The following is a 23,629-nucleotide window of genomic DNA, read 5'->3' as shown; positions in this document are numbered from 1 at the left end:
CTCCACAGCCTCGGGATCGCGCCTGTGTTCTAGTTGTTCCATGAGCTGGGTCGACAAGGAACTGAGTCTGGCTGCACTCACAGGCGCGGTCACAGGTGTCGCCGTGATGATCCCGATAGTCGGCGATGGAGCCTGGTCCTGGGTAGGACTGTTCATACCCGCTTTCATCGGAGCGCTGGTCGGGCTGATTGTTGGCTCGAGCGCTGTTGCAGGCGGGCGCTGCGCCCTGAGAACAAGCCACACATGGCCGGCGCGCACAGTCTGCTGCTGGAAGCATCGGTTCGCTGCGTGCTCGGCCTTGGCGGTGACATTGTTGGTAATCGGAGTGTTCATGGCGGCCGTCACCGCTTCAGGTGCCCCGGTGCGAGATGCCGCAGGGTTCCCGACGTCCTTGATCGTACTGGCGGTCATCGCCGCAGTTACGTACGTGTTCTCCTACCTGCTCTCCCCCGCCCAGGCCTCCCAGACCCCGTAAGAACCTCTGCTTCATCACGATTCGGCCTCCGAACCGCGGTGGAGATCAATAACTCCTTGCCAGGCAGCGAGCTCAGATCACTTCAGCTGGAAATGAACCGGAGAACAAACTGCTCGATGCCTTCCGAAATGACTTTGGTCAGCGCAGTGAAGTCGTTCGACCAACGTTGAATATCCAAGCTGCTCATCACTTTCCTCCGTTCTTTGTGCCGTTGTCCGCACGAGACATGCGAGGCATCGGTCGCGCACTAGAACTATCCGCAAGAACGCGGCTTCCGTTACCGCTCGACCGATCGAACAGCACCGCATTCGCTATCGCATCAGACGGTCACTTCTTCGGCAGGTTTCCCCTCGTGGCTCGCCGCGCCGAAGACGGCCACGGCGACGGCGCCCGCGATCGCTCCGACGAATCCGACGATGGCAAGCCATTCCAGGCCCGGTCGCGACGCATCGCCGAGCACCACGACGCCGACGATTCCCGGAACGACCGTCTCGCCGACAACCAGTGCCGCTGTCGCTCCGTTGACGGATCCCAGTTGCAACGCCACCGTGTGCAGATAGAAACCGCCCAGGCCCGAGACGAGGATTGCCCAGCCGGCCGGATCGCGGAGCATCGTGCCGATTTCGAACGGATCGATTCCGTAGACCACGCGTACGGCAATGGCCAGACAGCCGAACAACACACCCGAGATCAACCCGGCGACAACTGCTGCGCGTGAGCCCAACCATCGGATCAAACCGATACCGATCGACAAGATCAACGCCGAGCCCACCAGGACACCCCAGTGGACGACGTCGTTGGAACTCCCGCCGCCCGCGTGACCGGAAGACAAACCGAGCAGCAGGAGCGATCCGATCACCGCGGCGATCGCGAACCAGTCGCGACGATGCAACTGGATGCCCAGGACCACGGTCCCCAGCACTGCCGTGATGACGAGATTGGCACTGACCACTGTCTGCGACAAGAACAGTGGAATGAGCCGCGCGGAGATGGCACTACCGGCGAATCCGACCGCATCGAGCACGGTGCCCAGGATGAACGACGCCGTCAGCGCGGCGGCGAACGTCGAACGCAAGGTCGGGCCACCCGTCGCCGTCACGTGTCCGGCCTCGCCTCGCTGCTCGGCGGCAGCTGCCGACTTGCGCGCGCCGTACGCCTGCAACACCGACGCCACGCCGTATCCGACGCACGCCACGATCGCGGCAATCAGTCCGATCAGCATCGAAATTCCACACGAAGTTCATGGGCAATGGTCATAGAGATAGACCCTGCCCTATTTTCCCAGGCCTGACATCACCCTCAGGTATTCGAACAAGTGCTACCCGAGAAGTACACCGACCGACCCTGACCGGTACCTGGGGACACCCCGACCCCTAGTGGAATTGCTTGAGAGCCCTGATCTTGTTCATGACGTCGAGCGCCGCCACCTTGTACGCCTCGGACAGTGTCGGATAGTTGAAGACGGCGTCGACAAGGTATTCGACGGTCCCGCCGCACCCCATCACCGCTTGGCCGATATGCACGAGATCCGTTGCACCCGAGCCGAAGATATGAACGCCGAGCAGTTTCAGGTCATCCGTCGACACCAGGATCTTGAGCATCCCGTAGGTGTCGCCTGCGATCTGCCCGCGCGCGAGTTCACGGTATCGGGAAACCCCGACCTCGTACGGCACCGATTCCTTGGTCAGATCGACCTCGGTGGCGCCTACATACGACACCTCGGGAATCGAGTAGATGCCGATCGGCTGCAGATCCATCAGCTTCGCGCCTGGTTCGTCGAAGGCGTGGTAGGCCGCGAGTCGACCTTGATCCATCGACGTCGCCGCCAACGCCGGGAAGCCGATGACGTCACCGACGGCGTAGATGTGTTCGACCTTGGTGCGAAAATTGTCGTCGACGTAGATACGGCCACGTTCGTCGGCTTCGAGCCCGGCGTTCTCCAGCGCGAGTGGCGCTGTGAGGCCTTGCCGTCCCGCCGAGTACATCACGGTCTCGGCGGGAATCTGCTTGCCGCTGCGCAGCGTCGTAAGCGTTCCGTTCGCCCCGACGTCGACGGCCGTCACTTCTTCACCGAATCGGAAAGTGACCGCCAGATCGCGTAAATGGAACCGAAGCGATTCGATGACCTCGGGGTCACAGAAGCCCAGCATCGACGTTCTCTTCTCGACGACGGTGACCTTGGTGCCGAGTGCCGCGAACATCGACGCGTACTCGATACCGATCACTCCCGCGCCCACCACGACCATGGTGGTCGGGATGGAGGTCAGATCGAGGATTCCGTCGGAGTCGAGCACCCGGTGACTGTCGAAGGACACCCCCGCCGGGCGGGCAGGCAACGTTCCGGTCGCGATCACAACGAATTTTGCCGTGATCGTCATCTTGTCTCCGCGCGAGGCGTCCTCGACGAGGATGGTGTGCTCGTCGACGAACGAGCCGACCCCTACCAGCAATTCGACGCGGTTACGCAGGAGCTGAGATCGCACGACTTCGATTTCTTTGGTGATGACATGCTGGGTTCGCGCCAGCAGGTCGGCCGGAGTGATGTTCTCCTTGACGCGGTAACTTGCGCCGTACAGTTCGCGTTGGTTCATCCCGGTGAGGTAGAGAACCGCCTCGCGCAACGTCTTCGACGGAATGGTGCCGGTGTTGACGCACACTCCGCCGAGCATGTTGCCCTTCTCGACCATCGCTACCCGTTTACCCAGCTTGGCCGCCGCGATGGCAGCCTTCTGACCACCCGGGCCGGAGCCGATCACAACCAGGTCGTATTCCATCGGATCAGTCATCGCTTACAAATACCGTCTGCATACGACCGGCAGATGCCGAGCATGTCAATACTCGGTGAACAATCCGCGCGACGAACGGGCACGACGGCTGTACACGAACCCTGTTGCAATTAAAAGAGATACAGTCAAACCCTTACGAAAATTGCTACACACAAACATATTCCGACATTCGCATGCGCACATTCTTCGCCGTCCGACGGAGTTCACAACGGTCTGTTGAAATTTGTTTCACCCCAGAGTGATTGATCGATCAACTGACAGGTGACCAGGGCAGTAAACCGGATGTCCAGTATTCGAATTGTCCGAAATAACGAGCAGAATGTTCCTCGTCACATCCCGGACCGAAGCAGTTGCGCGGAGCCTCAGGTCGCGTTCTACTTGCCTTGACTAATCATCTGTCACTCTCGGTTACAAACATCCGCCCCGTTCACGATCCCCACCTTTCGCCATCTCGAGAGATCAGGTTTCCCAATGGAATTCACGGAACTTGCCGACTATCCCCTACCTCCTGGGACCGTCACCGAGTGGACTCCTGCCGCAGTGAATCCGCCCGAGCTGTGGCCTGTCGACCAGCGTCCCGCCAGCTACATACACGAAGCACACTTAAAACATGCCGAGCAGGCGAAACGGCAGGCGCACCATCACAACGACGGATGCACTCCGTCGTGGCTGGGTACCTCGTTTCGTATCCACGACCGACTCGACCGAAGGATCTGGGCGGCCACTCTCGATCACTGGATCGATCGCCACGAAGTGCTCCGAACACGAGTCGCCATGGAGGGCGAAGCGATAGTCCGACGCACCGCGGGTCCTGGAGACGTCCGAATTCTGGGTAACGAAGTCGGACATCTTGCGTCCTCGATGTCCGTCTTCACGCATCTGCAGCAACTGCTCGACCGGTCGACCGATCCACTTGTGTGGCCTGCGTACCAGTTCGCGACAATTGAAGGTCCCAACCATTTCACCGTGGTCTTTGCCGCTGATCATGCTCTGCTGGACGGATATTCGGTGGCGTTGACCGCGCACGAACTGCAGACGATCTACCGTTCGTCGAGCGAGGGAAGCCCTCCCTCGCCGCCGGAGACCGGAAGCTACATCGACTTCGGCACCAGGGAACGAGATCTCGTGGGACACGCGGACTGCTCTCACCCGGCGGTGCAGACGTGGCGCGAGTTCTACGCGCAGGGCGAGGCTCCGCTCTTTCCAGCGCTGCCCGAACCGGTCGCCGGACGCCGAGTCCCTCAGCAGAGCCTGTCCGCCTGGCTTCTGAGCGCCCGGGGAGCCGAACGCCTGGCAGAAGCGAGCAAGCGCAGCAACCAAGGATTCCTGGCCGCGATACTCGCGTGCGCGGCCAAGGTGACCGGCGATCTCACCGGTGCAGACGAATTCCGCGTCGTGGTGCCGCAACACACCCGTTCGGAGCTTCGATGGGCCGCGTCGCTGGGATGGTTCATCGGTGTTGTGCCGGTGAGGATTCCGATTGCCCCCGCAGCAACCGTGAGCGATCTGGCCAAGGTTGCCGGCACGGAGATGCGACGCGTCCGTCCCGCAGCGGCCCTGCCGTATTCGAAAGTGTGCGAGCTGATCGACTCCCCGCAGCACCTGCCGTTCGTGCTCTCGTACATGGACGTTCGTCACGTTCCTGGTGCCGAGCAATGGACGAGCTGGCAGACCAGAGGCCTTCGTAGTCGCGATCATTCGGGAACCGACGTCTACATCTGGCTCACACGGACTCCCGAAGGGCTCAATCTGGCCATACGCCACCCAGGCAACGCGCGCACAAGCCGCCACATCCATCAGTTCGCGGGACTCCTACGCCGCGAAATGGAGGACTTCGCCTTCTCGACCGACACATGCTCACCTCCGACCAACACCGCTGTACCGATCAATACCGCTGTACCGATCAATACCGCTGCACCGATCGAGGAGAACTCTCATGGAAATGACACCCATCGATCTCTGGGCACCGAAAGCCGGGACGCTCACCGAGTTCAGGCCTACTGAGCAGTCCCTGACGGCAGCATCTCGAGCACCACTGAGCGACCAACCTCTCTCGTTCCTCCAAGAGGGACACATTCGTACCGCCGATCACAAGCGCGCACAAGGCGTCGACTGGTCACCGTGGATCGGATTCACGTTCACTCTGCCCGGTGATCTCGATCGGGAGGCACTGCGTCGGGCTGTCCAGGCGTTTGTCTTGCGGCACAGCACACTTCACAGTTGGTTCGAGGTGAGACCATCCGAAGATCCTGGCGGCAGCGGGGTCATCGACCGTCACGTGGTGGATGAATCGACGATCGAACTCGCGCCGCACAGCGTCGGTTCCCTGAACACGACCGATGCGGTTCGCGAGCATGTCAGCCGAAGTTTCGCAGGCGATACCAGCCCACTGCAATGGCCTTCGTTCACCAGTGGCGCCGTCGAGCACGGCACCGGCGCCGGTTTCACCATCTACTACGGCGTCGATCACTCGCACACCGACGGCCTGTCGCTGATGTTGGGCGTCGAAGAACTTCGTGCGCTGTACATCGCCGAAAGCGCCGGCATCGACGCTCAACTTCCCTCTCCCGGCAGCTACGTCGAGTACAGCGGCGAAGAACGGGCAGCGGCGAAGAACCTCGACCTAGCCGCAGAACCTGTGCAGCAATGGATTTCGATTCTCGCCGCCAACGCCGGACAACTCCCGACGTTCCCCCTCGACCTCGGCGTCGCGCAGGGCGAACAGACCCGGTCGACCCGCACACATATCGACGTTCTCGACAGCGACGAGTCAGCCGCGTTCGCAGCGCTGTGCAAGTCCAATGGCGTCGGATTCTCCACGGGGATCTTCGCAGCCCTCGCCCTCACCGAGATCGAAGTTGCTGACAGAGCGAACTACTTCGCGCTCAACGCAGTCGGTACTCGTTCCGATCCGAGATACCTGTTTTCTCAAGGCTGGTTCATCAATCTCGTCCCGGTCTCGTTCACGCTGAGTGGTGTCACCACCTTCACCGATGCACTCCCCCATGCCCACGCTGCTCGCGCAGCAGTGAAGGGACTCGCGGACGTGTCCATTCACTCGGTGATCGCCCAGGTGTCGAAGTTGACCGGATCCGACATCGGCGGAACCTCGGTCCCGCCGATGGTGTCGTACATCGACATGCGCCTGATTCCAGGTGCCGAGCACCACGACGAACTCGAAGCGCGCGCACTCGGTGGGCCAGGAACGACGGGTGATCTGTCGATGTGGATCAACCGGAAGGAAGACCGTACGTACGTGATGGTCAGTTTTCCCGATACCGAGCAAGCGCACACATCGGTGGATCGGTACCTTCGACACCTCCGCAACGTCCTGAGAACGGTCGCCGATACCGGCGACTACCGTGTCGTTCGTCAGGCGGATGCACGTCAGGAAGTGGAGACCGCCTGATGCACATCACCTTTCTCGACAGGTTCGAGGCACGGCCGGGCCGCATCCTGCAGTGGACGCCGAGCGAAATCTCCACCGGATCGACGTATCCGGTTCCTCCGACCTCGAATCAGCAGCTGCATCTTGCCGGGAACCGCGGCGATACGACTTGGCTCGCTGCCACTTTCGACGTTCCCGGCCCGATCGACACGGACGCACTCCGGGCCAGCTTCGAGGAATGGACGTCCCGTCACGACGCCCTGTCGTGCTCGTTCTCCCAGGCCGAAGAAGCGGATGAATCCTCGGCGCTGTTCGTCGACGTCGCCGATGTCGTCGATCTGCGCCTCCGTGAGGAAACAGTGGCGGACGCGCGAACGCCGGAACAGGTGCGAGAACTCTTGGGCGAGCGCTTGGATCGATGGTGCAATCCTTTTGCGTTTCCCGCCTACTTTCTCGGGGCCATCACCCGCGAGGACCAGTCGACAGTGATCTGCGGATTCGACCATGCCATCTGCGACGGCTGGTCCATGAGCATCGCAATTACCGAGATCAGCACTCTGTATCGTGAATACACGCGGGCGGACCGTAATCCGATCGCGTCGGATCTCTTGCCCGAGCCCGGGAGTTTCCTCAACTACTGCTTCCGTGAATCGGCAACCGCGGATCCAGAGCCCGGCGACCACCGCATTTCGGGGTGGCGGTCTTTCCTTCGATCTTGCGGGGGTGACACTCCCCATTTTCCCGTAGATCTGGGGCTGCCCGCCGGGACCATGTCGCCCCAGGGCACAGACACCCGAATGCTCCTCGACGCCGACGAAGCAGAGCTGTTCGACCAGAACTGCGCCGATCATCGACACTCGTCGTTCGGTGCGATTCTTGCGTCGATCGGTTTGGCCACAACACAATTGACCGACAAGAGAGACACACGCCTTCTGTTCCCTGTTCACACGCGTCGGGAACCGCGGCACAACCACACCTTCGGCTGGCTGGTGGCCAATGCACCCATCACCGTGACGAGCATGGATGATCTTCACAGCACGGCTCGGGCAGTCAATCTCGCTTTCCACGAGTCACTTTCACTGTCGTCCGTGTCGTCGAGACAAGTGTTGAGGAGCTTGGGACCCGAGGTTTCGCCCACTCGCCGAGACATCTTCTCGGTGTCCTACGCCGACTACCGGACCATGCCCGGTGGATCTCGCCCCCGCGAATCACGGCCCGGCGACTCACAACCTGCGCCGATCAATCCGCAGCAAGTCAGTCGCGTGTCGAGCGCCGACGACGTTCAGTTCTGGTTTTCGCGCACCCACGACGGGCTGGCAGTGCGCACCCGATTTCCGGCACCCGCCGCCCAGGCAGTGCTCACCTTCCTCGAGTGCGTATCCGAGATTCTGTCGACGCCGTAACCAGACGGCTGTGCATCCGCGGATCTATTTGACACTTCTTTGTTGTGCACAACTTAACTGTGCGCTACAGTTGTTCTCGTGACCAACCCACTCGCTCTCGAACGCCAGGTCTGCTTCGCCCTCTATTCGGCGTCGCGGGCCACTACGGCCGCGTACCGGGCAATGCTCGACGACCTGGGAATCACGTATCCCCAGTACCTCGTCCTGTTGACACTCTGGGAACGAGACGGCCGGGGCGTGCGTGAGATCTGTGAGGCACTCGATCTCGATACCGGAACTCTGTCGCCGCTGCTCAAGAGGCTGGAGGGTCTGGGATTCATCGAGCGCCGACGCCTCACCACGGACGAGCGTCGCGTCGAGATTCACCTGACCGAGGCGGGTTCCACCTTGCGCAGCAAGGCCGAGGACATCCCGGCCAAGCTCGCAGGCGCCACTGGTCTGAGTAACGACGAACTCACCGAACTCCGAGACGTTCTCACTCGTCTCGGTGAGTCACTTCAAGCATCCAACGCCCACTCCGACGGAAAGAAGAAGTCATGAATATCGTCTACACCGCAGAAGCACTTGCCACCGGCGAAGGCCGCAACGGTCACGCTCGCACTTCGGACGGACGCCTCGATCTCGGCCTCGCCATTCCCAAGGAAATGGGTGGCAGTGGCGAAGGCACCAACCCCGAGCAGCTCTTTGCCGCCGGATACGCAGCATGCTTCCACTCCGCTCTGCAGATGGTCGCCCGCGCCGAGAAGGCCAACGTGGCTGATTCCGCAGTCGGCGCGCGGGTCGGCATCGGCCCCAACGGTGCAGGAGGCTTCGGACTCGCTGTGACGCTGGAGGTTTCACTCCCCCATCTGCCCCATGATCAGGCCGTCGAGTTGACGGAGAAGGCGCACCAGGTGTGCCCGTACTCCAATGCAACTCGCGGCAACATCGAGGTCACCCTCGAAGTAAGTAAGGACGACGAATGAGCACCACCACTGTCAGCCGGGAAATCCGTCTCGCTTCACGCCCGAACGGTTGGCCCACCTCGGAGAACTTCGCCACCGCCGAAGTAGAACTCCCCGAACTCGAAGACGGCCAGATCCTGGTCCGCAACATCGCCATCTCCGTCGACCCGTACATGCGCGGCCGAATGAACGACGTGAAGTCCTACCTTCCGCCGTTCCAGGTCGGTGCGCCGCTCGACGGTGGTGCTGTCGGCGAGGTCGTCGAATCCAAGTCGGCTGATCGCGCTGTGGGCGACGTTGTCGTCCACGGCCTCGGATGGCGTGAATACGCCATCCTCGACGGATCCGCAGTGACTCCGGCCGACACGTCCATCGCGCCGGCGACGGCCTACCTGGGTGCCCTCGGCATGACTGGCCTCACCGCGTATGCCGGCCTCACTGCGGTTGCGGAGTTCAAGGAAGGCGATACCGTATTCGTCTCCGGCGCAGCCGGTGCCGTCGGATCGCTCGTCGGTCAGATCGCCAAGTTGCTCGGAGCGAAGCGAGTAATCGGTAGCGCCGGTTCACCGGCGAAGGTTGCCCGACTTCTCGAACTCGGATTCGATGCGGCATTCGACTACCACGACGGCCCGATCACCGAACTGCTCGCCGCTGCCGCCCCTGACGGCATCGACGTGTACTTCGACAACGTCGGTGGCGAGCATCTCGAAGCCGCCATCGATGCCATGAACCAGGGTGGCCGGATTGCCCTGTGCGGAGCCATCGCTCAGTACAACACCACCGAGAAGCCCACCGCTCCCCACAACCTGGCACTGGTGATCGGCAAGCAGCTCACACTGCGCGGATTCCTCGTGGGCGGCTACCGTCACCTCGGTGGCGAATTCCGCACCCACATGGCAGGGTGGCTCGCCGACAACAAGATTCAGTGGGACGAGACCATCGTCGAAGGCCTGGAGAATGCACCGCAAGCGTTCATCGACCTGATGCGCGGCGCAAACACCGGCAAGATGGTTGTCACGCTGTAACCCGAACAACATCTGGCTCGAACGAATATGAAGGTGGCCGCGAACTTCTCGAAGTTCGCGGCCACCTTCATATCTGAATCAGATCCCGAACGAGACTCCGGTCAACTTCTCCGACAGTGTCCATAAACCCGAGGCTGTCTTCGAATCGTGTGACTTCTTGTTCGACCCCACGACCTTCGGATAACCTCGCTGCTCGAACGGACCGTCCGGTCCGATGTAACTGCCGCCGAAGGCATCCGGCGCGGTTGCCGCCCACAGTTCGGGAAGGGCACCCATCTCCGCGGACTGCGCGAAGATCGAATTGCCGATTCCCATCAGCTTGTCCTGGATCGACTCGGTGTGACCCTGCAGGTTCGTCGACGCGTATCCCGGATGCGAAGCAAGCGCTTTGAGCGAAGATCCCGAGGCCGCAAGCCTGCGTTGAAGTTCGTACGTGAACAACAAATTGGCAAGCTTGGACTGCCCGTAGGCCAACCAGCGGTTGTACTTCCGACGCTCGAAATTGAGATCGTCCAGATCGACAGTTCCGAGCTGATGCAGGGCACTGGACATCGTCACGACACGGTCGGTGAGCTTGTCCTTCAGCAATCCGGTCAACGCGAAGTGCCCGAGATGGTTTGTGCCGATCTGCATTTCGAATCCATCGACAGTCCGGCGAAACGGAACCGCCATCACGCCGGCGTTGTTCACCAGGACGTCGACCTTCTCCGTTGCGTCGGCAAAGGCTCGTACCGACGACAGATCCGAGAGGTCCAATTTGCGGACAACCGCGTTGGGTCCGATCTCGGCGGCCACGGCATCGGCCTTCGTGGTGTCACGACAGGCGAGGACGACGTCGGCCCCGGCTTTGCCAAGCGCCCGTGCGACTACCTCACCCAGTCCGCTGTTCGCCCCCGTGACGACAAATGTGCGGCCGGTCTGATCGACTACGTCTTCTGCGGTCCATTTGGTCATGCATTCCAGCGTACGTGCCTTACCCGCCGGTAGGGAGGGGTCGCTTTTCTGTCATCGCTTGCGTTTGGCGCGGATCGGCTTTGCACCCGGCAGCGGCGGTGCTGCAGCCACCCTGGGCGACGGGGGCGCAGTCACTCCGGGTGTCGGCGACGATTCAGCTTCCTTCTGCTCCGCCGCGATCCGGCCGTAGACCAAATGCTGTTGTCCCAGCGTCCAGCAGTTGTTACTCACGAAATACAGCAGGATCGCCACGGGCGCGAAAGCACCGAAAGCGATCACACCCACCGGAAACACCCACAATGCGAGCTTGTTCATGATCGCTGTTTGAGGGTTGACGGTTCCGGTGACCACTTGGCGCGCGATGGACGCCCGCGACGTGAAATGTGTAGCGACGGCGGCGAAGATCATCAGCGGTACGGCAACCAGAATGATGGAGATACGGCTGACGTCGCCGAACGCTTCCAGTTGCGCTGCCGGACTCGAAATCATGGCGGACAACGGCGCGCCGAACAGTTTGGCGTCGAGAAACGACTGCACGTCCGAGGCACTGAAGAAGTAGTTGGCCGTATTCGCGTTGTCCGCCACCGACATCGGTTCGGTCGGGCTCAGAAACGGGACGTGCGATGCCGCTCCAGTCCGATTGAACGATCGCAGGACGTGATAAAGGCCGATGAACACCGGTGCCTGAACGAGCATCGGCAGACAGCCGAGCAACGGACTGTAGTTGTGTTCCTTCTGCAGCTTGGCCATCTCGACAGTGAGTTTCTGCCGGTCACCCGAATACTTCTTCTGCAACGCCTTGATCTGAGGTTGCAGCTTCTGCATCACCAGTTGGGTGCGGACCTGCTTGACGAAGGGTTTGAACAGCAAAGCCTTGAGCGTGAAGACCAGAAATACGACCGACAACGCCCATACGACGCCGTTGTCGGGTGATCCGGAGATCAGTGAAAAGACCTTGTGCCAGAACCAGAGGATTCCGGACACGGGGTAGTAGACAAAATCGAGCATGACGAATGAACCTCACCGAGAGGCACGCTCAGAGAGATGAGAGCGCGGGAATGGTCGTGGACGCAAGACGTCTGACCGACCTACGACGAGTTCACTCCCGCCGACGGCCGACCTACAAACCGATTCCCGGAGCTCGAGGCTGTGGACGGCCGGGCGCGTCCGGGCTGCTCTGCCTGCGGAAAGCGCCACGCAGGCAGCGTTCGTCATCAGAGGGGCCAGTGGCCGAAACCGTGCACAGCTGCAGAAGTTCGTACTTCGGCGACGTTGCGAGGGCTGCGACCACGAAGACGGCAATCGCAGTTCCCAGCACCGCGGCGCTACCCGACGATCCAAGCGGAGGCACGGCGAGAAGAGCGATGAACGGCAGCAGAATCAGCAACAGTGACCGTGTCACCGTTCCCGTGCTCCGCTGTTGCATGACTGCGAGAGTACAGAACATCTGCCGATTCCAGCTAGACGCTTGCCTCACGTACTTGTTCGCGCAGCCATTTGTGTGCTGGATCGTGGTCCAGCCGACCGTGCCACTGTTGGTGGATGGTGACGGCCGGTAGTTCGGTCGGCACCGCAAACCAGGCGACATCGAGGCGAGCGGCAAAGTATCGGGCAAGCCTTTCCGGCACCAGTGCAACGAGATCGCTGTCGGCCGCCATGAGCGCCGCCGCAACGGGCGAGGCAACCACCGCGATCACCCGCCGGCGCATTCCGACTGCGGACAACGCGTCGTCGATCGGTCCGTGTGTCCGGCCACGTCTGGATGTCGAGACATGTGGATGCTCACACAACTGCGCGAGTGTCGGCTGAGCCGTGCGGGCCAACGGCGACGACTTCGATACCAAGCCCACATGACCCTCTCGGTAGAGAATCTCACTGCACACATCAGAGGACGGCAACGGATCAGCGCCGATATCGAGATCGATCGAACCGTTCCGCAGCGAGTCGACGTCCTCGTTTCCCTCTCCGACACAACGGATTACAGCGTTCGGCGCTTCCGCCGCGAAACGCCGGACCAGAGCCGGGGTGAGGCTGGCCGCCGTGCCCTCGTTGATTCGGATCACGAAAGTCCGCTCGAGTTCTGCTGGTTCGAAGTTCTTGCGGTCGATCAACAGGCCTTGCGCCCCTTCCAGGAGCGATCGGACCTGAGGTGCTGCACGCAACGCAAACGGCGTCGGTACCAACCCACGCCCGGCACGAACAAAGATCGGGTCATCCATCGCACGCCGGAGACGCCCCAAAGCCCTACTGGTTGCCGGTATCGACAAGTTCAATCGCTCGGCCGCGCCGGTGACACTGCCCTCCGCTACCAGAGCGTCGAACACTCTCAAAAGATTGAGGTCCATATCCATCGCCATAGTTGCACCATACGCAACTATCTACTGCAATCTTTGCAGTAGACGCACGTTACCGAGATCCCTACTGTCGTTTCAGTAGCCGAATTGGCTGTCGATCAACAACTCCCGCAATAGAACAAATTTCCGCAAAGAGGTGCGTCTTGTCCACAAATACTTCGATACCGACGGAGGGTCGGGCGAACTCGGACGCGCGACAAGGATTGGTGCTCGCGACGTTGTGCGCGGTCACCGTCCTCGTTATTGCGTTCGTCGCGGCCATCAACCTGGCAGTTCCGCTCCTGACGTCCGGGTCTCTGCATCCTTCCTCGACGCAGCTTCTATGGATCGTCGATTCCTACGTCACGGTCTTCGCCTGTCTGGTGATCCCCTGCGGGGCACTCGGTGATCGCTTCGGACGCAAAGGGGTGCTGACCATCGGGTTGATCCTCTTCGCAGCAGGCGCCGCCGTGTCCGCGAGTTCCCCCACAGTGGCGGTGATGCTGATCGGCCGCTGCGTCACCGGAGTCGGAGCCGCCTGTGTTCTGTCGAACAGCCTCGCAATCCTCATGCACGCGACTCCCCCACAGAAGCGTCCTCGCGCAATTGCCATTTGGGCATCGTCGACCGGATTCGGCGGCGTGGCAGGGAATGTCGGTGGTGGCGCGCTTCTGCAGACCGGGTCCTGGCGCTGGTTGTTCGTCGCCGTCGTACCCATCGCGTTGGCAGGTGCTGCCGCAGTCGCCTATCTCGCTCCTCGCACCCCTCGAAATCACCGCGGTCTCGACCCTGTCGGAACCGTCTTGCTGACGGCGGCGACGTTCGGGTTGCTGGTCGGTGTCACCGAAGGACCCGAAAGTGGTTGGGGCAGCATCACGGTGATCTCAGCATTCGTCGCGTCGGCGGCGCTTTATGCGGCATGGATCATCGTCGAGCTCCGCGTCGAGCAACCCTTGCTGGATCCGCGGTTGTTCCGCCTTCCTCTGCTGCGCGCGGGATGCCTGGGAATGACCGTCGCGTTCTTCGGTCTGTTCGCACTGTTCTACGTCAACGCATCATTTCTGCAGTACGCCAAGGGATTCAGCGTTCTCGCCACCGGCCTGGCGGTGATACCGCTGACCATTCCACTGCTGTTCGGTGCTCGCTTCGTGCCGCTGATCTCGGCTCGTCTGGGTTCCACCATCACCGTGGCGGCAGCGTTCGCGTTCATCGGGGTCGGCATGTTCGGGCTGTCGACCAGCACAGCCCACACTCCCTATTTCGCCTACGCGTTGTGGCTCGTCGTCATCGGCATCGGCGCGGCAGCCGCGCTCCCCGTATTGACTCACGACATCGCGGACTCGCTGCCCCTCGAACAGGCAGGCGTCGGTTCAGGACTGCAGGCGACGGCACGAGAATTCGGCAGCGCCTTGGGCGTCGCCGTCATCGGCACCATCTTGACCAGCCGTTTCATCAGCGCATTGCCCGACGCGATGCGCGACGGAGACGGCGCCGCGCCACGCACGGTCGCAGACGGACTCGAGATGGCCGACACTCCCCTCGCTCACGACGCCGTCCTGAGTGCCTTCACCACCGGCGCGGACAGCGCCGTGCGCGTCATCGCGGTCATCACCCTGATCGCCGGCTGCCTGGTCACTGCGCAATCCGCGTGGTCGAACAGAACGCGAACGAAGGAGACAGAACAGGCGCACTGACAGCGCGTCCGGCCAGTGATTCCGTCAGCACCTGGCCGAACAATTCCGCATCGTCGATAAGCCAATTGTGATTGCCAGGAACCTCGCGAACCTCGGGATCACCCAAGGCGGCGCAGACAGCATGAAAACTCGTTCGCGGAATCACATGATCATCAGCTCCCCACAACACGACAACAGGCATCGCGCGGACTGCGATCTCTTCGAGTGCATCGATGAGATCCGCAGTCCGCGCGAGGTTGCCCGTTTGCCACACTCCACGGGCGTTGCGAAGCGCGTTGAACGCGAACTCGTCGAGTCGAAACTGCGGGATTCTGCGAGCGTGTACCGACTCGGCAGCCTCGACCATCGCCGACCCACACCAGTTCCACCACGGACGTTCACGAATCGGGCGCTCCTGACCACCAGCACTCGACCACACGCCACCACCAACCGAGTTCACCAGAACCAAGCGCGAGACTCGCGTGGGGAAGTCCCGCGCCACTGCAGTTCAGGTGAGGTTTTTCTCCGGGTGAAGTATCGAACTCGATATTGCCGCGCACGCACCGGCGCGGCGACATAATCCGCGAGCAGATCCGGATCCGATAACTCCCCCAACTCCACCAACCAGGTACCGTCGCTGAACACCCGCTGCAGCGCACCCGCAAGCCGGATCGCCAGACGCGTCTTGCCCACGCCCCCAACGCCGGTCAGCGTCAACAAACGGGACGACTCGAACAATCTTCTGGCATCGGCCAACTCACGCCGCCGACCGAAAAAACTCGTCAACTCCAACGGCAAGTTACCGACAACCCGATGATCGGCTTCTGCACGCACAGCGGATGCCATCGACCGACTCGCTTTCTGCGATTCCACTCCAAAACCAACGCTACCCCCGCGAACTGCACCCGAGAAGCGCTCACCACTGCCCGCGATCTCAGCCTCGGGAGTCGGTCTCCTGCTCGGTCGACACGAACCACGCCGCGATCTGCGCTCTGGAGGTGAAACCCAATTTGGTCAGCACATGCTCCACATGCCCCTGAGCCGTGCGAAGCGAGATCACGAGATGTTCCGCGATAGCGCGATTGGTCAGGCCCCGCGCAACCAGTTCCGCAACTTGCTGCTCACGACGAGTGAGGTGAGGTGCCTCAGTTGACGATGAACCCGGAACACTGCGACGCTCGTCGAGCGCATACGCGACAGCTTCACCCTCGGACATCACAAATCCGTTGCGAAACGACTTGTCGAAAGCGCTCTTACCCATAGCCCTACGAGCAGTCTCTGCCGCAGTGTCGTGATGAGGCGACAAACCCGGCAGGCCCGCCAGCCGACCCCCGACCTTCTGCCAATACATGGCTGCCGCGCCGAGCAGAATCGCGGAATTCTTCCAATCACGTTGCGCTGCAGCAATCCACGCCAGTGGTTCGATACACCACGCCGAGTTCATCGGGGCATCGAGAATTCTCAGACTCCGCGTCAAATAATCACGTGCGTCATCTAATTCACCTCGGAGCCAGCCCACCAGCCCGAGGGTTCCCAACGCAAAAGCCTGGAACATCACTTCGTTGGCGGGCACGGTGATCGCGAGAGTCTCTTCGTTGCACTCCACCGAGCGATCGAGGGCCCCGGAAAGAAAGTACGCAATCCCCAGGGTGTCCAGGCCGATCACCACATGCAGCAGATTTTCGTCCAATCGAAACAGCGTCAACGCGGATTCCAACTTGGCCGTTGCGGTATCGAAGTTGCCTCTGAAGGTATCGACGTATCCGTCACCCCATGCCGCCAGACCGCGTGAGCGTACGTCCGCCAAGGCATTCGCCAGGAGCCAACTCTCGTCGACCAGCGCTTGTGCCCGTTCGAGCTCCCCCTGCATCGCGTGATTCACAGCGTCGATGGCCAAGACATCAACGCGGAACGGGTCGAGCTCCCGATCCTCTGTATTCAGAGCTCGATCCGTCCAATACCGTGCCTGCACAAGCAATCCACCAGAAAGCCAGAATCTGTACAACGCACCGACCATTCGCGTTGCAGATCGCGCCTCCCCGGCAGTGGAAATCGAAAACTCCAGCGCGTCGTAGACGTTGTGCTGTTCACGACCCAGCCGTGCGATCCACGCAGCTTGCCGGTCACTGATCCACTCGGCTTCCGCACGAACGACCAGCGCTTCGAACCAATCACGGTGACGCCGTCGAAGTTCCACGTAGTCGTTCGAGAACTCGGCCTTCTCACGTCCGTACTCCCGCAGGAGGTCGAGCAGGTGATAGCGAACGGTGCCGTCGATCTCCTCACGAATGAGGATGGACTTCTCGACCAACGCAGTGACGAGATCGAGCACTTCCGTCGAACTCGAATCCTGCCCGCACACTCCCTCTGCGGCGTCAAGCTCGAACCCGCCGGAAAACACGGTCAGCCGCCCCCACAGCTGCTGCTCCGGAGGCGAGCACAAGTCGTAACTCCAATCGATCGACAATCGGAGAGTCTGCTGACGACTCGGTACGTCGCGTCCACCAGAAGTCAAAAGGCGGTAACGATCCGAGAGCCGATCCATGATCTGCTCCGCCGACATACCGCGCAGGCGAGCGGCCGCCAACTCGATCGGAAGCGGGAGTCCATCCAGGTCGTGACAGATATGAGCAACGGCGCGCTTGTTCTCCTCAGTGAGGGTGAAACCGGGGACGACTGAAGCCGCGCGCTCGGTGAACAACGACACGGATTCGTACTGGGCAAGTCCCTCGAATTCGCGCGGCTGTTGCTGCGGCGTGGTGAGCGAGGGAACGCGCATCGTCACCTCACCGCCCATTCCCAGCGATTCTCTGCTCGTCGCCAAGATCTTGACACCGGCACATCGCCGTAGGATCGCACCGGCAAACAGAGCGACGGCATCGACCAGATGTTCGCAGTTGTCGAGTACCAACAGCAGACTGCGATCGGAGCAGTAGTCGATCACAGTGTGCAGCGGGTCCGACGAGGACACCGGCCGCACCCCCAAAATCACGGCGACATAATCCTCGAGGAGTTCTGGATCCGTCTGCTCCCCCAACTCCACCAACCACGCGCCGTCTCGGAACACCCGCTGGAGCGCACTCGCAAGCCGGATCGCGAGCCGCGTCTTGCCGACACCTCCGATACCGGTGAGCGTCAATAAACGGGACGACTCGAACAATCTTCTGGCTTCGGCCAACTCACGCCGTCGGCCGACAAAACTCGTCAGCTCCAAGGGCAAGTTGCCGACAACTCGCTGGTCGGCTTCTGATCGCACAACGGATGCCATCGACCGACTCGCTTTCTGCCAACCACTACAAATCAACGCTACCCCCGCGTTCGTCGCCCTGAGCAGCGCTCACTTGTGCTTCGTCATCGCAGTCGAAATGTCGGCCCCTCACAGATGCGATTCACGACGGCCATGCCGGTGTCACGCGCCCGAAACAACGGATTTCTACCCTGGCAGCGACGAGAAGGGAGACCGACATGCCACCGCGCCGTAGATCGGTACTACTGACGCAACTGGTAATCGATGCTCCCGGCAGTCCACAACAAACGATCCTCGACGAACTGCGCCGAGTGATTCTGTCGGGTTCGGCGCCTCCGGGTACCCCGATCCCTCTCGGCGACGTGGCTGATGTGTTCGGCGTCAGCCGAATACCAGTGCGGGAATCGCTGAAGACCCTGGTCGGAGAGTCGTTGGTCGACCACCGCCACCAATTCGGCTACACCGTTGCTCAGTTGACGCCGGCAGAACTGCGCGAGATGTACATCGTCCGCGAAACTCTCGAATCAGCTGCATTGGCCGTCGCCGTCGAGCAGGCCACCGAAGAGGATCACGAACACGCCGTCGAGGTGAATTCCCGTCTGGAGATCGCGTTGCGCTACGACGACTCTCAGTCCTATCACTGTGAGAGCCGAAACTTTCACCTCGCACTGACCCGACCGTCGCAAATGCTTCGACTTCTGCACATGTTCGAAGCTGCCTGGAACATCACCGAACCGGTACAGCCGATGGTCCATGTTGCCGGCGTCGATCGCCAGGTTCTGCACTCCGATCACACCGCGATGCTGGACGCATTCCTGCGTCGAGACGCAGCCGCGCTTCTGAGTGCTTCCGAAATCCATCATCGCCGACTCAACACCGTGATCGCGACTCTGCCCACAGACACCGGCCTACTGGCCGAGAAAGATATACCGATTGCGCAATAGCTGTGCAACACAGCGTCGATACCTTTCTCTCAACACAGTTTTCATCACTGACGCTGAGAGCTCGTGCACTGTCCGCTGATTTCCTGCACTGATGCACAGGAGCTGTCATGACCGACATTCTTCCGTCCCGAACGACCACTACCCCTACTCCCCCAAAGGAAACCGGCTCGGCCGACCTCGTCGAAGCCGCGGGCCACCCGGTCGGCGGCGGACTGATCAAACCGGGCTACGACCCTCGTTTGACCAACGAGGATCTGGCGCCGCTTCGCAAGCAGACCTGGTCGTCGTACAATATCTTCGCCTTCTGGATGTCCGACGTACACAGCGTCGGCGGATATGTCACTGCCGGTAGTCTTTTCGCACTGGGATTGGCCAGCTGGCAAGTACTCGTCGCCCTGCTGGTCGGTATCACGATCGTTTACTTCTTCTGCAATCTCGTCGCCAAGCCCAGCCAAGTTACCGGCGTACCGTATCCGGTGATCTGCCGCAGCGTGTTCGGCGTCCTCGGCGCGAACATCCCGGCAATCATTCGTGGCCTGATTGCCGTGGCCTGGTACGGGATTCAAACCTTCCTCGCTTCGGCAGCCCTCGATGTCGTACTGATCAAACTCTTTCCGTCACTCGCACCGTATGCCGTCGTCGAAGATTACGGATTCGCCGGACTCTCCGCACTGGGCTGGGGAAGTTTCATGCTCCTGTGGGTACTTCAGGCCTGTGTCTTCTGGCGAGGCATGGAATCGATCCGCCGCTTCATCGACTTCTGCGGGCCGGCTGTGTATGTCGTGATGTTCATGCTGTGCGGGTACCTCATCTACCAGGCAGGCTGGAGCGCTGTCGATCTCACACTCGGCGACGTCAAGTACTCCGGTTTCGACGCCGTGCCGGTCATGCTCGGTGCGATCGCTCTGGTTGTCTCGTACTTCTCCGGACCGATGCTCAACTTCGGTGACTTCTCCCGCTACGGGAAGTCGTTCACTGCAGTCAAGAAGGGCAACTTCCTCGGTTTGCCGTTGAACTTCCTCGTATTCTCGGTGTTGGTCGTCGTCACGGCGTCGTTGACACTGCCGGTGTACGGCGAACTGATCACCGATCCCGTCGCAACAGTGGCACGAATCGACAGCACCTTCGCCATCGTCCTCGGCGCACTCACCTTCACCATCGCCACGATCGGCATCAACATCGTGGCCAACTTCATTTCCCCGGCCTTCGACTTCTCGAACGTGAGCCCGCAGAAGATCAGCTGGCGCGCCGGCGGGATGATCGCGGCGATCGGCTCGATCCTCATCACCCCGTGGAACCTCTACAACAATCCCGACGTCATCCACTACACGCTCGAAACCCTCGGAGCCTTCATCGGTCCGCTGTTCGGAATCCTGATTGCCGACTACTACCTCGTGCGCAAGCAGAAGGTGATCGTCGACGAACTGTTCAGCATGTCGCCGACCGGAACCTACTGGTACAGCAAGGGATACAATCCTGCTGCAGTGATCGCCACCGTGGTGGGAGCCGTCGTCGCGATGGTCCCGGTCCTGGGCAAGGACCTCACCGGGATGTACACCGCAGCGCAGTACAGCTGGTTCATCGGTTGCGGGCTCGGATTTGCCGTCTACTACCTACTCGCCACGCGCACTTCCCTGGCTGTCCGGAATGCTTCTTCTCCCGACACAGTGACGGTCGACTGATCGTCATGAGAATCAAGGTGATCAACCCCAACACCACGTGGGCGATGACCGCCAAGATCGAGGAATGTGCCCGGGCCGTCGCGGGCTCGGGCACATTCGTCGAGGCCGTCAGCCCTGCGATGGGTCCCGCGTCGATCGAAAGCCACTACGACGAAGCTCTCAGCATCCCCGGAATCCTGGCCGAGATCGCCGCCGGAGAAAAGAACGAAGTCGACGGCTACGTCATTGCTTGCTTCGGTGACCCAGGCCTGGATGCAGCCAGAGAGCTGGCCAAGGGCCCCGTCGTAGCTGTTGCCGAAGCGGCAATGAATTACGCAAGTTTCCTGGGACGCGGATTCAGCATCGTGACCACCCTCGGTCGAACCCGCGGCCGCGCAGCCGATCTGGTGGACCGGTACGGCATGCAGGCTCGGTGCCGGGGTATCCACTCCTGCGAGATTCCGGTTCTGGAACTCGATCGTGATCCCGACGCGCGAAAGGTGATCTTGGAAGCCTGTTTCGACGCATTGGAGCAAGACGACTCGGACGTCCTCGTGCTGGGTTGCGCCGGTATGGCGGACCTGTGCCAGGACTTGTCCGACGAACTCGGTGTCCCGGTAGTCGACGGCGTTGCCGCTGGGGTCACGATGGTTCAATCGTTGGTCACCCTCGGACTGTCGACCAGTGCGCGCGGCGAGTTCACACGGCCACTGCCCAAAATCTACACCGGCACACTGACACCGTTCTCGCTGTGAACGTGCCCGAGCGAGAGTCGAGCACCGATCGTCACCAGTGCCAGGACCGAGAACAATACTCCGGCCCAGACTAATTGGCGGTTTTCGAAATGCGCGAGAAACAGTCCACCGACCGCAGTTCCGAGCGTGATCCCCAAGTTGGAGAACGAGATGAAAAGGCTGTTGCCGAATTCAGGCGCGTCGACTGCGTCTCGCCCCATCCAACTCTGCGAAACCACCAGACCACCGGAATGCACTACACCCCAAACCAACACGGCTACAACCATCGCACCGAAGTACGGGCCTGCCAGATAGAGCATCACGTAGACGACGATGTACAGCAAGGGAAAAGCCACAACCGTGCGCACCACACTCTTGGCGAGCACCGCCCCGAAGACGAAGTTGCCGAAGATCATCACGACACCGAAAGCCAAGAGCATCGCGCTGATCCACGATCCGCTCATGCCCGTCACTCCGCCGAGGTATTCGGCGAAGTATCCGTACACCGAGAACATGGCTGCGAAGACGAAGGTGACGGAAAGGATGGTCAACCACACGCGCGGCCGGCGAAGGATCCCGACCTGTGCGCCGTACGACAGGCGTTGTGTCACCGGAGCCGAGGGCAGAAGTACGACAATCCCGAGAAACGCGAGAACGTTGACCACGGCACCGAAAACGAAAGCCGTGGACACCGAGAAGTTCTCGGCCAGATACGACGTCAGCGGTACACCGAATGCGAATCCTACTGTGACACCCGCAAATACTTTCGTCACAGCTGCAGTTGCTTCCTCCGGTGGCACCAGTCGAACTGCACTCGCGAGTGCGAGCGCGAAGAAGACCGGGTGAACCACGGCGGGAATGATCCGAAATACAAACATCACCTCGAAACTCGACGTGCTCGCGTACACCATGTTGGACACCGCAAAGACTGCAATCGCCACCAACAGAACGGTTTTCCTGTTGATTCCCGAGGTGATCAGCGTCGTGAACGGACCGGTCACCGCCACGACGAGCGCAAACACACCAACCAACCATCCGGCAGTGGACGCGGTGATACCGAACTTTTCGCTGACCTGAGGCAGAACCCCGATAATGCCCATCTCCGTAGTGATGATTCCGAATACACCCAACGCCAGAACCGGTATCAACAATTTCGACTTCACGACACACTCCTTACTACTACGCCACACAAGACAGATAGATATCTAGATATATAGATATGTTTGATTGAGCAAAACCGGCCGACGAGGGCAATCCGACCGCTACAGCTTTTCGCGAACGAATTCCCTGAACTCGCCGATCACGGTTTCGTTTCGTCGGTAGTACGTCCACTTCCCGATGCGCTCGGACTCGAGCAGACCCACATCTTTCATGCCCTGCAGGTACCCCGAGATCACCGACTGGGCAAGTCCCGATCGCCCCTGAATGTCACCGACACAGACTCCGATGTGAAACCCGAGATCCTGTTGCGTGTACGAGTCCTCGTCGAAATACTTCGCCGGATGCGCGAGCCACTCCAAGATCTGCAGACGAGTCGGGTTGGACAGCGCCTTGAAGATCGCCAAAGCATCCATGGACCGCACCCCTTCTCCTCGCCAACCGGAACGCATCTACTTTTATGGATATGTTTGGCGAAGTCAAGCCCGATTCGGACGCAAAGCTACGTACGTCACATCGACGCATTTGAAGTGAGCTGTGCCACTTACGTTTCGACGACCTGCGGAAATCTCAGCGCCGACTTTCTATCTGTGACGACTTGTTTATAGTTATCGCCAACAACGAATTGCCGGAAGTTTCCGGTTCGCCCGAGAATGCTCGCGGGTGAACACAATTCGCTCAACACCAGCCGTACCCGGCTAGTCATTCGGGAGTCGAACCATGAACACACCGCATCAGTTCAGGGCCGTCCCCACATGGTGATGTCGAAGCTCGCCAAGTGGCAGCTGGTCGCCCTCGTCGTGGTTGCACTCCTGGGTTTGATCTACGTCGGAGCGAAATACGTACGGCTGGACAATCTTCTGGGATTCGGCCAATACACGGTCAAAACCGAACTGGCGACGTC

General features: G+C 60.7%; 21 protein-coding genes and 2 pseudogenes. 12 read left to right on the top strand and 11 right to left on the bottom strand.

The window, feature by feature from the left end; genetic code table 11:
• Window positions 1-40: 40 nt before the first annotated feature.
• Window positions 41-475, top strand: a complete 435-nt coding sequence (locus tag B0E55_RS30405) for a hypothetical protein (RefSeq protein ID WP_080911116.1) — start codon at window positions 41-43, stop codon at window positions 473-475.
• 319 nt (window positions 476-794) lie between these two features.
• On the opposite strand, the gene B0E55_RS30400 is transcribed toward B0E55_RS30405, so the two are convergent.
• Together B0E55_RS30400 and sthA are read right to left on the bottom strand one after the other, a co-directional pair.
• Window positions 795-1,697 carry a hypothetical protein gene (locus tag B0E55_RS30400; RefSeq protein WP_019745033.1) on the bottom strand — a complete coding sequence of 301 codons (903 nt, stop codon included), beginning with the start codon at window positions 1,695-1,697 and terminating at the stop codon, window positions 795-797.
• Between the two features lie 151 nt (window positions 1,698-1,848).
• Window positions 1,849-3,261, bottom strand: a complete 1,413-nt coding sequence (sthA, locus tag B0E55_RS30395) for a Si-specific NAD(P)(+) transhydrogenase (protein ID WP_080911115.1) — start codon at window positions 3,259-3,261, stop codon at window positions 1,849-1,851.
• A gap of 471 nt (window positions 3,262-3,732) precedes the next feature.
• Between sthA and B0E55_RS30390 the strand changes: the two genes are divergently transcribed.
• The 6 genes from B0E55_RS30390 (at window position 3,733) to B0E55_RS30365 (ending at window position 10,021) form a co-directional block, all read left to right on the top strand.
• Window positions 3,733-5,265, top strand: coding sequence for a condensation domain-containing protein (locus B0E55_RS30390; RefSeq protein WP_020908874.1), 1,533 nt, complete (start codon window positions 3,733-3,735; stop codon window positions 5,263-5,265).
• On the top strand, window positions 5,198-6,670 hold the full coding sequence (locus tag B0E55_RS30385; protein WP_020908875.1) for a condensation domain-containing protein: 1,473 nt from the start codon (window positions 5,198-5,200) through the stop codon (window positions 6,668-6,670). The genes B0E55_RS30390 and B0E55_RS30385 overlap by 68 nt, the downstream gene beginning before the upstream one ends.
• On the top strand, window positions 6,670-8,052 hold the full coding sequence (locus B0E55_RS30380) for a condensation domain-containing protein (RefSeq protein WP_080911114.1): 1,383 nt from the start codon (window positions 6,670-6,672) through the stop codon (window positions 8,050-8,052). Before B0E55_RS30385 ends, B0E55_RS30380 begins: the two co-directional genes overlap by 1 nt.
• Before the next feature lie 78 nt (window positions 8,053-8,130).
• Complete coding sequence (locus tag B0E55_RS30375) at window positions 8,131-8,592, top strand: MarR family winged helix-turn-helix transcriptional regulator (RefSeq protein WP_003940568.1); 462 nt, start codon at window positions 8,131-8,133, stop codon at window positions 8,590-8,592.
• Window positions 8,589-9,017 carry an organic hydroperoxide resistance protein gene (locus B0E55_RS30370; protein ID WP_003939720.1) on the top strand — a complete coding sequence of 143 codons (429 nt, stop codon included), beginning with the start codon at window positions 8,589-8,591 and terminating at the stop codon, window positions 9,015-9,017. The genes B0E55_RS30375 and B0E55_RS30370 overlap by 4 nt, the downstream gene beginning before the upstream one ends.
• Window positions 9,014-10,021 carry an NADP-dependent oxidoreductase gene (locus B0E55_RS30365; RefSeq protein WP_019745038.1) on the top strand — a complete coding sequence of 336 codons (1,008 nt, stop codon included), beginning with the start codon at window positions 9,014-9,016 and terminating at the stop codon, window positions 10,019-10,021. Before B0E55_RS30370 ends, B0E55_RS30365 begins: the two co-directional genes overlap by 4 nt.
• A gap of 78 nt (window positions 10,022-10,099) precedes the next feature.
• Here the strand turns inward: B0E55_RS30365 and B0E55_RS30360 are convergent, their stop codons facing one another.
• The 4 genes from B0E55_RS30360 to B0E55_RS30345 all read right to left on the bottom strand — a co-directional run bounded on the left by B0E55_RS30360 (window position 10,100) and on the right by B0E55_RS30345 (window position 13,332).
• Window positions 10,100-10,975 (bottom strand): oxidoreductase, encoded by an 876-nt coding sequence (locus B0E55_RS30360; protein ID WP_020970568.1) that lies wholly within the window; start codon window positions 10,973-10,975, stop codon window positions 10,100-10,102.
• A 51-nt stretch (window positions 10,976-11,026) separates the two neighbouring features.
• The gene (gene yidC / locus B0E55_RS30355; protein WP_019745039.1) at window positions 11,027-11,983 is read right to left on the bottom strand and encodes a membrane protein insertase YidC; all 957 of its coding nucleotides are present in this window, start codon (window positions 11,981-11,983) and stop codon (window positions 11,027-11,029) included.
• A gap of 112 nt (window positions 11,984-12,095) precedes the next feature.
• Window positions 12,096-12,401 (bottom strand): DUF6412 domain-containing protein, encoded by a 306-nt coding sequence (locus B0E55_RS30350; RefSeq protein WP_029536945.1) that lies wholly within the window; start codon window positions 12,399-12,401, stop codon window positions 12,096-12,098.
• A 34-nt stretch (window positions 12,402-12,435) separates the two neighbouring features.
• Window positions 12,436-13,332, bottom strand: coding sequence for a LysR family transcriptional regulator (locus B0E55_RS30345; protein ID WP_020908881.1), 897 nt, complete (start codon window positions 13,330-13,332; stop codon window positions 12,436-12,438).
• Window positions 13,333-13,472: 140 nt separating this feature from the next.
• Here B0E55_RS30345 and B0E55_RS30340 point away from each other — a divergent pair, with 140 nt between their 5' ends.
• Window positions 13,473-15,002 carry an MFS transporter gene (locus B0E55_RS30340; RefSeq protein WP_241896183.1) on the top strand — a complete coding sequence of 510 codons (1,530 nt, stop codon included), beginning with the start codon at window positions 13,473-13,475 and terminating at the stop codon, window positions 15,000-15,002.
• Here the strand turns inward: B0E55_RS30340 and B0E55_RS30335 are convergent.
• From B0E55_RS30335 to B0E55_RS30325, 3 genes and pseudogenes are all read right to left on the bottom strand, one after another.
• Window positions 14,941-15,420, bottom strand: a complete 480-nt coding sequence (locus B0E55_RS30335; RefSeq protein ID WP_133053467.1) for an alpha/beta fold hydrolase — start codon at window positions 15,418-15,420, stop codon at window positions 14,941-14,943. The genes B0E55_RS30340 and B0E55_RS30335 overlap by 62 nt on opposite strands.
• 113 nt (window positions 15,421-15,533) lie before the next feature.
• Window positions 15,534-15,827: pseudogene (locus B0E55_RS30330) on the bottom strand (ATP-binding protein); the annotation flags it as partial.
• Between the two features lie 88 nt (window positions 15,828-15,915).
• Window positions 15,916-18,249, bottom strand: coding sequence for an ATP-binding protein (locus tag B0E55_RS30325; protein WP_080911112.1), 2,334 nt, complete (start codon window positions 18,247-18,249; stop codon window positions 15,916-15,918).
• A 197-nt stretch (window positions 18,250-18,446) separates the two neighbouring features.
• Between B0E55_RS30325 and B0E55_RS30320 the strand changes: the two genes are divergently transcribed.
• The 3 genes from B0E55_RS30320 (at window position 18,447) to B0E55_RS30310 (ending at window position 21,588) form a co-directional block, all read left to right on the top strand.
• A complete protein-coding gene (locus B0E55_RS30320; protein ID WP_020908886.1) occupies window positions 18,447-19,172 on the top strand; it encodes a GntR family transcriptional regulator in 726 nt (241 codons plus the stop codon).
• Window positions 19,173-19,279: 107 nt separating this feature from the next.
• Entirely contained in the window at window positions 19,280-20,854 is a 1,575-nt protein-coding gene (locus B0E55_RS30315; protein WP_069145703.1) for an NCS1 family nucleobase:cation symporter-1, read from the top strand.
• 5 nt (window positions 20,855-20,859) lie between these two features.
• Window positions 20,860-21,588, top strand: a complete 729-nt coding sequence (locus B0E55_RS30310; protein ID WP_019745045.1) for an aspartate/glutamate racemase family protein — start codon at window positions 20,860-20,862, stop codon at window positions 21,586-21,588.
• Here B0E55_RS30310 and B0E55_RS30305 read toward each other — a convergent pair.
• Window positions 21,555-22,730, bottom strand: coding sequence for an MFS transporter (locus B0E55_RS30305; protein ID WP_080911111.1), 1,176 nt, complete (start codon window positions 22,728-22,730; stop codon window positions 21,555-21,557). The two genes, B0E55_RS30310 and B0E55_RS30305, sit on opposite strands and share 34 nt — an antisense overlap.
• 99 nt (window positions 22,731-22,829) lie before the next feature.
• Complete coding sequence (locus B0E55_RS30300; RefSeq protein WP_021345375.1) at window positions 22,830-23,141, bottom strand: ArsR/SmtB family transcription factor; 312 nt, start codon at window positions 23,139-23,141, stop codon at window positions 22,830-22,832.
• A gap of 237 nt (window positions 23,142-23,378) precedes the next feature.
• Between B0E55_RS30300 and B0E55_RS32370 the strand changes: the two are divergent.
• Window positions 23,379-23,629, top strand: a pseudogene (locus tag B0E55_RS32370) (mammalian cell entry protein); the annotation flags it as partial.

This window comes from Rhodococcus sp. 66b, from assembly GCF_002076325.1.
Classification (GTDB): domain Bacteria; phylum Actinomycetota; class Actinomycetes; order Mycobacteriales; family Mycobacteriaceae; genus Rhodococcus_F; species Rhodococcus_F erythropolis.
This window is presented reverse-complemented; position numbering and strand designations above follow the sequence as displayed.